This is a genomic window from Lentzea kristufekii (assembly GCF_033949925.1).
Lineage (GTDB): Bacteria > Actinomycetota > Actinomycetes > Mycobacteriales > Pseudonocardiaceae > Lentzea > Lentzea kristufekii.
Genome location: NZ_JAXAVV010000031.1, coordinates 86,245 through 97,637, shown reverse-complemented (window position 1 = coordinate 97,637; position 11,393 = coordinate 86,245). Strand labels below are relative to the sequence as shown.

8 protein-coding genes and 1 pseudogene are annotated in these 11,393 nt (G+C 67.1%); 4 read left to right on the top strand and 5 right to left on the bottom strand.

Annotation, left to right across the window (positions count from 1 at the left end; translation table 11 throughout):
• Positions 1 to 163 precede the first annotated feature (163 nt).
• Positions 164 to 1,633, top strand: a complete 1,470-nt coding sequence (locus tag SK571_RS40590) for an RICIN domain-containing protein (RefSeq protein ID WP_319989438.1) — start codon at positions 164 to 166, stop codon at positions 1,631 to 1,633.
• Positions 1,634 to 2,164: 531 nt separating this feature from the next.
• Here SK571_RS40590 and SK571_RS40585 read toward each other — a convergent pair.
• Positions 2,165 to 2,341 carry a hypothetical protein gene (locus SK571_RS40585; RefSeq protein WP_319989437.1) on the bottom strand — a complete coding sequence of 59 codons (177 nt, stop codon included), beginning with the start codon at positions 2,339 to 2,341 and terminating at the stop codon, positions 2,165 to 2,167.
• A gap of 276 nt (positions 2,342 to 2,617) precedes the next feature.
• On the opposite strand from SK571_RS40585, the gene SK571_RS40580 reads away from it, so the two are divergent.
• A complete protein-coding gene (locus tag SK571_RS40580) occupies positions 2,618 to 3,823 on the top strand; it encodes a glycoside hydrolase family 5 protein (RefSeq protein WP_319989436.1) in 1,206 nt (401 codons plus the stop codon).
• A 147-nt stretch (positions 3,824 to 3,970) separates the two neighbouring features.
• Here SK571_RS40580 and SK571_RS40575 read toward each other — a convergent pair whose 3' ends face one another.
• The 4 genes and pseudogenes from SK571_RS40575 to SK571_RS40560 form a co-directional block, all read right to left on the bottom strand.
• The gene (locus SK571_RS40575) at positions 3,971 to 4,138 is read right to left on the bottom strand and encodes a hypothetical protein (protein ID WP_319989435.1); all 168 of its coding nucleotides are present in this window, start codon (positions 4,136 to 4,138) and stop codon (positions 3,971 to 3,973) included.
• Between the two features lie 141 nt (positions 4,139 to 4,279).
• Positions 4,280 to 4,372 carry a hypothetical protein gene (locus tag SK571_RS40570; protein ID WP_319989434.1) on the bottom strand — a complete coding sequence of 31 codons (93 nt, stop codon included), beginning with the start codon at positions 4,370 to 4,372 and terminating at the stop codon, positions 4,280 to 4,282.
• A gap of 151 nt (positions 4,373 to 4,523) precedes the next feature.
• Positions 4,524 to 6,132, bottom strand: a pseudogene (locus SK571_RS40565) (beta-galactosidase); the annotation flags it as partial.
• Between the two features lie 215 nt (positions 6,133 to 6,347).
• Entirely contained in the window at positions 6,348 to 7,355 is a 1,008-nt protein-coding gene (locus tag SK571_RS40560) for a LacI family DNA-binding transcriptional regulator (protein WP_319989433.1), read from the bottom strand.
• Between the two features lie 552 nt (positions 7,356 to 7,907).
• Here SK571_RS40560 and SK571_RS40555 point away from each other — a divergent pair.
• The gene (locus tag SK571_RS40555) at positions 7,908 to 10,169 is read left to right on the top strand and encodes a rhamnogalacturonan lyase (protein ID WP_319989432.1); all 2,262 of its coding nucleotides are present in this window, start codon (positions 7,908 to 7,910) and stop codon (positions 10,167 to 10,169) included.
• The gene (locus SK571_RS40550) at positions 10,166 to 11,170 is read left to right on the top strand and encodes an SGNH/GDSL hydrolase family protein (protein ID WP_319989431.1); all 1,005 of its coding nucleotides are present in this window, start codon (positions 10,166 to 10,168) and stop codon (positions 11,168 to 11,170) included. The genes SK571_RS40555 and SK571_RS40550 overlap by 4 nt, the downstream gene beginning before the upstream one ends.
• Positions 11,171 to 11,393 lie beyond the last annotated feature (223 nt).

The following is an 11,393-nucleotide window of genomic DNA, read 5'->3' as shown; positions in this document are numbered from 1 at the left end:
GGGGTAACACGTCCGCTGCGCCGGGCCACCACACCGCGGTGGCCCGGCACAGCGGCGAAGCCACCGACGTCGACGCGGTCAACCGCGGCAACCACACCGGACGGGTTCGATGACACAGCCATTCCACGATCCACCATCACCACGACGTCCGCTCAGACGCCGCGTGGCAGTCGCCCTCGCCACCGCGCTGATCGTCAGCGGCGCCACGCCACTGACCTCGGGGCAGTCGGCGTACGCGGCTGTGATCGACCCGGCGGCCTACTACCAGATCGTGTCGCGGCACAGCGGCAAAGCCATCGCCGTCGCCGGCCAGGCGACCGACGACGGCGCCCTCGTCGAACAGCGAGCCCGCTCCGACGCGGCCGGTCAGCAGTTCCAGTTCGTCGACGTCGGCGGCGGTTTCCACAAGCTCAGGGCCCGGCACAGCGGCAAGGTGGTGGACGTCGCCTCGGCGTCGACCGCGAACGGTGCGGACATCGTTCAGTGGACCGACAACGGCGGCACCAACCAGCACTTCCGCGTCGTCGACACCGACAGCGGGTACGTCGAGGTCATCAACCGCAACAGCGGCAAGGCACTCGAGGCCCGGGAGCAGTCCACCGCGGACGGAGCACGGATCTCCCAGTACGTCGACACCGGCGCGGTCAGCCAGCAGTGGCAGCTCGTCCGGGCCGACGCGGCACCGGCCCCGAAGTACGCCGGCTACCTGTTCTCCTACTTCACCGGCGAGAGCTCCTCCTCCGGTGAGCAAGTCCACTTCTCACTCAGCCAGGGCAACGACCCGACACGATGGCGGCAGCTCAACGGCGGCCGGCCGGTGCTGACCTCGGTCGTCGGGACCCGAGGCGTGCGCGACCCGTTCATCATCCGCTCGCCGCGGGGTGACAGGTTCTACCAGATCGCCACCGACCTGCGGATGTACGGCAACGGCAACTGGGACCAGGTGCAGCGGAACGGCAGCAGGTCCATCGTGGTCTGGGAGTCGGCCGATCTGGTGAACTGGAGCGCGCCGCGCCTGGCGCGAGTCTCGCCGGACACCGCGGGGAACACGTGGGCGCCGGAGGCCTACTACGACGAAGGCCTCGGTCAGTTCGTCGTGTTCTGGGCCTCGAAGCTGTACTCCCCCAACGATCCGAACCACACCGGCAACACCTACAACCGGATGATGTACGCCACGACGTCCGACTTCCGCACCTTCAGCGCCGCACAGGTGTGGGTCGACAAGGGCTACTCGACGATCGACTCGACGCTCACCAAACACAACGGCACCTACTACCGCTTCACGAAGGACGAGCGGGGCCCGTCGCAGTCCTCCTGCGGCAAGTTCGTCCTCGCGGAGAAGTCGGCGATGATCCTCGACCGCGGTTACTCCTTCGTCGCCGATTGCCTCGGGAAGAACGCGATCAACCAGGGCGAAGGGCCGCTGGTCTTCAAGTCGAACACCGAAGAGCGCTGGTACATGTTCATCGACGAGTACGGCGGTCGCGGCTACGTCCCGTTCACGACCACCGACCTCAACACCCGGCAGTGGACACCCGTCTCGAGCTACACCCTGCCCGGCCGGCCGCGCCACGGCACCGTCCTGCCGGTCACCCAGGCCGAGTACGACCGGCTGCTGCAACGCTGGCGCTGAGCCACCGCGCGCCGGAGACATCGGCACCATCCACATCGGACACAAGGGATGACGTGACGTGTTGACGGACGCGGATTCACAACGACGACCGCCGCATTTCGCGGCAGCCCTGCTCCTGAGCCCGACGGCAGCCTCGGACGTCAGCGTGGCGGCCGTGGCCACGATATCGCCGACCCCGGCACAGACGATCCGGAACATCCGCGCGTCCGGTGCCTGGCGGGGCAACGACGTCGCCCGCTTCTCCTCCTCCACCCAGCAGCGGGTGGCGGAATTCTGTTCAGCCCAGCGGTATCCAGCTGTCGGCGTACCGGTACAACATCGGTGGGGCGGTGTCGGGGTGCAGGCGGGTGACCGGGCACCGCAGTCGCCGACAATCAGAACCTCTACCTCATCAAACGGTTCTACGCACTCGGCCAGTACAGCAAGTTCGTCCGCCGGGCTCCGTCCGCCACCCCGTGACCGACTTACCGGCAGGTGTGCAGATCAGGGCCACACTGCTCGGCGGCACCTGGGCACTGGTCGTCAACAGCATCAGCACCAGCGCCCAGACCGTGAGCGTGCGCTCCCCGGCACTGCGGTCGCGGCGAGCGGGGCGTACCGCACCAGCTCGTCCGAGGACCTCGCCTCGACCTGACTGCCGACGGTGTCCAACGGCACCGCCACGATGAACATGCCGAACCGACGCAACACCACGTACCAGTTCCGCACCGGTGCCACCGCGCCGCAGTACGGAACCGAACGACAGCGATTGTGCGGCGCCTCTCCGAAATGCTCTTCCACGCAATCGTGGATTGACACCACCGCGATGCCACCTGTTCGAATCGAATTTCGTCGAACGCGGACGTTGCGCGTCGAATATCCGCACGACAAGGATTGACTGCGCGGTTCGGCCCTGCCATCTTGGAAATCGCTTTCCACTCCTCTGCTGAAGCGCAGGCAGATCTACCTGGTTTTGACGTTCTCAAGACCTGAAGAGGAAATCCTATGGATTCAAAAGCAAGAAGGTTCAGGGTCACGTTCCTCGCGGCCGCGCTGGCGATTGCCGTGTCCACGTTCGGCCTGGCAAGTCCGGCGTCGGCCGACACCATGAACCAGCTGAACGCTTCGCAGATCGTTGCCGACATGGGCGCGGGCTGGAACCTGGGCAACCAGCTGGAAAGCACCATCGACGGAACCCCCAACGAGACGGCGTGGGGTCAACCGGTCGTCACGCAGGCCCTCATCGACAGGGTGCGGGCTTCCGGGTTCAAAACGATCCGAATCCCGGTCTCCTACCTGAACGCCATCGGCCCGGGGCCGAACTACACGATCAACTCCTCCTGGCTGGACAGGATCCAGGCCGTCGTCAACTACGCGTACAGCCGCGGCATGTACGTGCTGATCAACATGCACGGCGACGGGTACAAGAACTTCAACGGATCATGGTTGATCTGCGACTCGTCCTCGCAGTCCACGATCAAGGCCAGGTACCAGAGGGCCTGGCAGCAGATCGCGCAGCGGTTCCAGAACTACGACCAGCACCTGATCCTGGAGTCGATGAACGAGAACTTCGACGGGCAGTTCGGCCGGCCGACCCAGCCGTGCTACTCGAACATCAACAGCTACAACCAGATCTTCGTGGACACCGTACGGCGAGCAGGCGGGAACAACAGCTCGAGGTGGTTGCTCGTGCCCGGCTGGAACACGAACATCGACTACACCGCGGGCAACTACGGCTTCGTGCTGCCGACCGACCAGTACCGCTCCCCGTCCATCCCCAGCTCCGAGAAGCGCATCATGATCTCCGTGCACTACTACGCTCCGTGGGACTTCGCCGGAGAGGAAAGCGGCAAGATCACGCAGTGGGGACGCGGGTCTACCAATCTTTCGAAGAGGTCGACCTGGGGACAGGAAGACTACCTGGACTCGCAGCTGAAGCTGATGCGTGACGTCTTCGTCGCGAAGGGGTATCCAGTGGTCGTCGGTGAATACGGTTCGATCGACAAGACCTCGTTCGACTCGTCGAACAACCGGTACCGCGCGGACTTCGCGCGCGCCGTCGTAGCCACTTCGAAGAAGTACGGTGCGGCCGCGATTTACTGGGACAACGGCCACAACGGCCAGTACGGGTTCGGGCTGTTCGACCGAAAGGCCCGCACGGTGACGCAGCAGGGCATCATCAACGCCATCATGGGTGCCGTCGCCAGCTGACAGCGGAACAGTGACGCTGAGAAGAGAAACCGCGCGGGGCGAGGACGATGGTCCTCGCTCCGCCGGCACCGCCAACAGTGAAGCTGTGCCCCTTTCGCGATCTCCAGTGCGGACCCGAAGACGAGCCGACGACCGTCCTGTCAGCGTTCACATCCGCAGGAGTCGGCCTGCGCGGGGACCCACGAGCATCAGGCCGGCCAGCGGCAGATACTTCGCCGTGTCCGGTCCCTGCGTCTGCCGCAGGACCTCCTCGTCCGCGACGGGATCACCGCCCGGCCCCACAACCAGGTCCGGGTCACCGGACGGCTGTGGCAACAGCGCACAGGTCCACGGCGATCATCGTTGAGCGGCACCTGCTCGACGTCGACGTCACCGAAAACATCGCGCCGAGCCTGCCAGAGCCGAGCGGCAGCGCTTCCTGGGCCACCCGCGAGGGAACCCTGAACCACAGCCGGGTCACCTCAGCACCCGCACTCCGCAGCGCGCCAACTCGGTGACGCCGCTGACCTTCTCACCGCTCAGCAGGTCGGTGCACGAGCCGTCGACCACGACCTTCGCGGGCTCAGGGGTGGTGGTTGATCACGAACAGCAGATCGCCGCGCCGCACCACCTCGACACCCGACTGCTGAGGAGACGCGGTCACGCCCGCCTGCTCCGACACGTGCGCGAGCAACGCCCGCATCGCGCTGGACTCCAGCTTGGTCGCGACGTACCAGGCGGTGCCGTCGCCGAAGCTGTTGCGCAACAACACCGGTGTGCCTGCCAGCTCCCCGCCCTCACGGTGGCGATCGCCTCGGCCGTGGTGGTCTGCAGGTCGTCGACCCAGAAGTCCGCGGTGAAACCGCCGAGCAGTTCCGAGTCGCACGTCAGAGTGTCGTGCCGCGGCAGGAACTCGTCGGTCCGCAGTCCCATCAGGTCGGCCAGCAGCGCGGGATAGCCGCCCACCCGAACGTAGTCGTGCTCGTCCACCACACCGAAGAAGAACCTCATCACGAACGTCCCGACGTCGTCCACATAGGACTCTATGCGGTCGGCGTCTGCGGCCGTGAGCAGGTAGAGGTTCGGCGCCAGCACGATCCGGTACTTCGACAGATCGTCCGACGGCCGCACGAAGTCGGTGACGATTCCCAGGCGCCACAGCGGTTCGGAGAAGTCGTGCAACCGCGCGAGCAGGTCGATCCGCGCCAGCAGGTGCTCGCCGCTGACCGCCCACCAGTTGTCCCAGTCCATCAGGATCGCGACCTGCGCCGGGACCTGCGTGCCCGCGACGTCCGACCGGTCGGCGAGGTTCCTGCCGAGCGCGGTGATCTTGCGGAAGACGCGGCTGTGCGGGCCGCGGTGCGGCATCATGCCGGAGTGGAACTTCTCAGCGCCGGCGCGAGAGGCCCGCCACTGGAAGAAGCACACCGCGTCGGAGCCGCGCGCGATCGCCTGCAGCGACTGGGTGCGCAGGTGACCCGGCGGGCGACGGACACCGTGCGAACCGCTCGCGGACTGCTCCATCAGGAACCACGGCTTGCGCCGGCCAGGCCGCGCATGAGGTCGTACCTCATGGCGGTCCGCACGTGGGCGATCGGATCGGTCAGGTCCGGATACCAGTCGTGCGACACGAAGTCCTGTTCCGAGGCTGCCTGCCAGCAGTCGAGCGGGGCGAACAGCCCCATGAAGTTCGACGTGACCGGGACGTCCGGGGTGATGGCACGCAGGATCTCACGCTCGGCCCGCAGGCATTCGAGCAGCGACGCCGAACAGAACCGCTTGAAGTCCAGCACCTGGGTGGGGTTGCGCAGGTACGGCGCCGCGGGAGGCAGGATCTCCGCCCACTCCCCGTAGCGCTGGCTCCAGAACGCGGTCGCCCACGCCTCGTTCTGCGCGTCGAGAGCGTCGGCCTTCTCGCACAGCCAGCGCTGGAAATGCTGCGCGGTCCCGTCGCAGCGGCAGACCTCGCGGTACTCGTTGTCGACCTGCCACAGCTTCAGCGCCGGGTGGTCGCCGTAGCGGTGGGCGAGCACGGTGACGATGCCCTTCGCGTAGTGGCGGTACACCGGTGAGGACGGGCAGAAGTGATTGCGGGAACCGTACGACATCCGCACGCCGTCCGCCGTCACCATCAGGATGTCCGGGTGACGCAGGCTCATCCACGGCGGCGGCGAGGTCGTCGGGGTCGCGAGGCTCACGCCGATCTTGTTCTCGTGCAACAGGTTCAGCACGCGGTCGAACCAGCCGAAGTCCAACCTGCCAGGCGACGGCTCCGGCCTGCCTCAGGAGAACACACCGACGGTCACCAGGTTCACCCCGGCCTCGCACATCAGCCCGACGCCCTCCTGCCACACCGACTCCGGCCACTGCTCCGGGTTGTAGTCACCTCCGCAGACGAGGCGGCCGCGGGTGACGTCGGACAACTTCGGCATGTCTCATCCTTCGTCGGCGCCGAGCACGACGCCCTTGGTGAAGTGCTTCCGCACGAACGAGCAGACCGGCAACACCGGCATGGCGCCCCGACCACCGTTTCTCCGGGTGTGGCTCAGCCGCGTGGCGGACGTGGACTTGTGCTCGCACGGCTGGAGAGCTTGGGCGGCAACAGCGTGAGCGGGGCCGTCGACAACCCGTTGAGCCTCGCGATGAGCAGTTCGGTCGCCTGGCGCGCCAGCTGCTCCGCCGGCAGCTGCACCGAGGTCAGCTGCATCTGCTCCGCGAGCTCGTCCGGGCAGATCGCCACCACGGCCACGTCCTCCGGAACCCTGCGGCCCAATGCGCGCAGGCCGCCGGCGACCCAGCCGAGCGCCGCCTCGTTGTGCACGACGAGAGCGGTCATCGCCGGTTGTGTGCGCAGCAATCCGCGCACCGAGGTCAGCACCGACTCGTAGTCGTCCTCGGCGGGCAGCGCCGTCGAGGCGATGCCCCTGCGCATGGCCGCCGAGCTGAACCCGGCCATGGCGCGCTGCGCGTATCCGGTGTTGCGCTGATACACCACGCTCGGCGCACCCAGGAACCCGATGTAGCGGTGGCCGAGGTCGGCGAGGTGGTCCACGCACCGCGCCCCCGCCGCCTCGAAGTCGAGGTCGACGCAGGTGAGCCCCTTGGCGGCCGCCGGCCGTCCGATGAGGACGGACGGCTGGGTCAGGTGGCGCAGCAGCGGAACGCGGTCGTCGTCGAGTTCCACGTCCAGCACCAGAAACCCGTCGACCTGGGCGCTGCCCGCGATCCGGCGCAGCCCCTGCGCTCCCTGGTCGGCCGTCACCAGCAGCACGTCCATGTCGTGCCAGCGCGCTGTCGTGACCACCGCCGTCACGAAGCGCATCAGCACGGGCAGGTACACACCTGGACGCAGCGGCAGCACCAGCGCCAGCACGTTCGACCTGTTGGTCGCGAGCGCCCGCGCGCCCGCATGCGGGTGATAGCCGAGCAGCCGGATGCTGTCCCTGACCTTGGACCGGGTCTGCGACGAGATCGACCGCTTGCCAGTCAACACGTAGGAGACAGTGCTCGGCGCCACGCCCGCATGCCTCGCCACGTCCGCGATGGTGACCACGTCGGCACCTCCGAGTGTTGAAGCGTTTCGAGAACACTACGGGCGGACAGGCCCGGATGCTCACGTCTAAAAGTGGGAACGTTCACATTGACAGTTGACAGATGAAATGGTGGACCCCGGGCCATCAGATGGGCTTCACCACGTCATCCATGACTCACCAACACGGCAACCTCCTGTCCTCATGTGGCCGCGAGCAGCCACTTCTGTGAACGTGCACAGCGCTGCGCGCGTCACGTCGGCATGGCAGCACGCTGTCGTTCGACGACGACGGGTGGCGCTCCGACGGACTTCTCGATGCTCAAGGCCACGTCCTCCTCGATCATCGATTTCTGAATCGAATCGCTTCAACCGTCATTCGCGAACGTGATACGTCCCCGCCGCGGCCGTCAAGAAGCGGCGAACGCTGTTCGACCTGTTCAACAGACGTTTCGGCGAACGGCGCGACCGGTTCGACGAAACGATCATCGATGCATATAGGAAAACGCTTACCACGTTATATGACAACAACATTACCCCTTGCACCTCTCGTTGAAACGGTTCAACGTAGCCGACGTGGATCTGCGACGAAGCCTTCTGCTCCCGCTGGTGGTCATCGCTCTTCTCGCCGGGCAGCCGCCCGCGTCCGCGCGATCCGCGCGGACCGAACACCTGAACCGCGGACTCGTCGCGGCCACTACCGGCGCCGGCGTGTACCTGAGCTGGCGCCTGCTCGGCCACGAGGCGACCGGCGCGACCGCCACCGGCCTCACCGGACGGGATTTCGCTATCTACCGCAACGGAAAGCGGATCGCGACGGTCACCGGCAGCACGACCTACGTCGACACCGATCCGGCACCAGGCGCGCGCTACCAGGTCGCACCGCTGTGGCGCGGCACCGCGCTCGGCCGGAGCAGACCGGCTACAGCCTGGGCCGCGTCCCACCACGACCTGCCGCTGCACAAACCCGCGGACGGCGTGACGCCTGCGGGCGAGACGTACACCTACCGGGCCAACGACGTCAGTGTCGGCGACATGGACGGCGACGGGCAGTACGAGTACGTCGTCAAGTGGGATCCCAGCAACTCCAAGGACGTCTCGCAGGTCGGCTACACCGGGCCGGTGTACCTCGACACCTACCGTTTCGACGGCACGCTGCTGCACCGGATCGATCTCGGCGTGAACATCAGGGCGGGTGCCCACTACACCCAGTTCGTGGTCTACGACCTCGACGGTGACGGACGCGCGGAGATCATGACGAAAACCGCGCCCGGTACCAGGATGATCGGCCGCGACGGCCGCGAGCGGTACATCACCATGCCGAGGGAGGACGTCCGTGCGGGCTACTCGCACAGCGACGACTACCGCCTCAGCCCGGACGGCTATCGCAAGCACCTCATCGCCGTGTTCCGCGGCTGGCACGCGCACCCCGAGGTCGTCTCCGGCCGGTGGCCCGCCACTCTGGAGCAGGCGTTCGGCATCGAGCCGCGTCATCCCTACCCGCTGTCCGAACAGGACGCTGCCGCGCTGGTGGACCACTTCCTCGACGTGTACGCGCCTTCGCACAGCGCCAACAACAAGCTGCGCCAATTCGCCGGGTTCATCGTCGACGGCCCGGAGTACCTGACCGTGTTCGACGGCGCGACGGGACGCGAACTGCAGACGGTTCGCTACGAACCGGGGCGCGGCGACGACGGGCTCATGTGGGGCGACTACGCGATGTCCCGCATCGAGCCCGGCAACCGCGTCGACCGGTTCCTGTCCGGAGTCGCCTACCTGGACGGCGAACGGCCGTCCGCGATCTTCGCCCGCGGCTACTACACCCGGTCCACCGTCGCGACCTACGACTGGGACGGCAGGCGGCTCAAGAAGCGCTGGCTCGTCGACAGCGGCTGGGTGCCGATGACGAACCCGTTCCGCGACAGCCCGCACGGCCGCGACGGCCTCAACCCGAGCCACGCGAAGCTCACCACGCAGGGATCGCACTCGCTGAGCGTCGCCGACGTGGACGGCGACGGCAGGCAGGAGATCATCTACGGCGGCGCGACGCTCGACGACGACGGTTCGCTGAAGTACAGCTCCACCGGCGTTCTGCCGCCGGGCAGCGTGAATCCAGGAGCCGCGGTCCGAGTCGGTCACGGTGATGCCCTGCACGTCACCGACATCGACCCGGACCGCCCAGGACTGGAGATCTACATGGTCCACGAGGGCGCCCGGTCCGCCCCGTACGGCTACGCGATGCGCGACGCACGGACCGGCGAGACGATCTACGGCGCGTACTCCGGCATGGACACCGGCCGCGGCATGATCGGCGACGTCCGCCCCGACGTGCGCGGTGTCGAGACGTGGGCGTCGATGCCCGGCGGCTCCGACTCCGCCGGCACCTGGAGCGCGGACGGCCGTCAGCTCGAAACCCGTTCTCCCGGAACGAACATGAGCATCCGCTGGGCCGGTGATCTCACCACGCAGATCGTGAACGGCGCGCAGGACGTCACGCCCACCGTCGACGACTGGCGGCGAGGCACGCTGCTCACCGCGACCGGAACGCTGACCAACAACGGCACCAAGGGCAACCCCTCGCTCGTGGCCGACGTCTTCGGCGACTGGCGGGAGGAACTGCTGGTGCGCACGCAGGACAGCACCGCACTGCGCTTCTACCTCAGCACCGAACCGACCAACCACAAGATGTACACCCTCATGCACGACCGCCAGTACCGCGTCGAGGTCGCCCGTCAGCAGACCACCTACAACCAGCCGTCGTACCCGAGCTTCTACTTCGCCTCGGACGTCGACTGGTCGCGTGTTCCCCTGCCCTCGCAACGAAAGGCCGCACCTTGATCAAGCGAATCCTCATAACGGCAACGGTTCTGGCCAGCGTCGTGGTCGCCGTCCCCGCCGCGTCCGCCGCCACCACCACACCCACCGACCCGAACACCAGGTACTTCGGCCGTTGGAACACGAGCTCGTCGAGCGCTTACGTCTCCGAGTGGGCCGGCGCGTACGTCGTCGTCGGGTTCACCGGCCGGACCGTGAAGCTCAAGCAGCGCCGCTCGATCGACTTCTACGTCAGCATCGACGGCGGACCCGACGTGCACTACGTGAACCGGAGCGGCACGGTGAACCTCACCCCGACTCCACTGGCCTCCGGCAACCACACCCTGCGCGTGTCCTACCGCCCCATCGCGGGTTCCTACCGCGGTGACGCGGTGTACCAGGGCATCGAGATCGACACCGGCGCCAGCACGTTCGCTCCCACCGTGCCCTCGAAGATCATCGAGTTCGTCGGCGACTCCATCACCGTTGGCCAGCAGTCATCGAAGCAGGCGCTGACCGCCTACGGCTGGCTCACCGGCGAGAAGCTCAAGGTCGGCCACACCCAGATCGCGGTGGGCGGCGCCTGCCTGCACCCCGCCGCGGACGGCTGCCTGAGCATGCGGGAGGGTTTCCTGCGCACGGGACTCAACCTGAACGCGCCCGCGTGGAACTTCAGCCGGTACCGGGCGAACGCCGTCGTGATCAACCTCGGTACGAACGACGTCGGGCACAGCGTGACCAAGGAGCAGTTCCGCTCCTCCTACGTGACGCTGCTGCGGCGTGCGCGAGAGAAGTACCCGACCGCGGCGATCTTCGCACTGGGCACGTTCCGCAAGCGGTACCTGCCCGAGACCCAGGCGGCGGTGAAGGCGCTCACCGACGCGGGCGACGCCAACGTCTACTTCGTCAACACCGAGGGCTGGATCAACGAGGCCACCGACACCACCGACAACGTGCACCCCAACGACCAAGGACACCGCAAGATCGCTGAGCGCCTCGCACCGATCGTCGGCGCCAAGATCTAGCCGGGCTGCCGGAACCCGTTCGGGTCCGGGTTCCGCGCGAGAAGGCACGTTCGGGCGGCTGGATCGCCCGGACGTGCCTTCTCGCGCAGAACCGGCCTCACACGTGGAGGTAGTCGTTGTGGTGGGCGGAGTTCCGGTCATCTCGCCGAGCATGACGCCGCGTCCGTTGGTGCCGAGGTAGACGCGGCCGTACACCCGCGGGTCGCCGGTGATCGCGCCCTGG

What these genes read in the sequence shown, in the direction of transcription:
- SK571_RS40580 (WP_319989436.1), top strand. Translation starts at nt 2,618, where the DNA reads ATGGATTCAAAAGCAAGAAGGTTCAGGGTCACGTTCCTCGCGGCCGCG.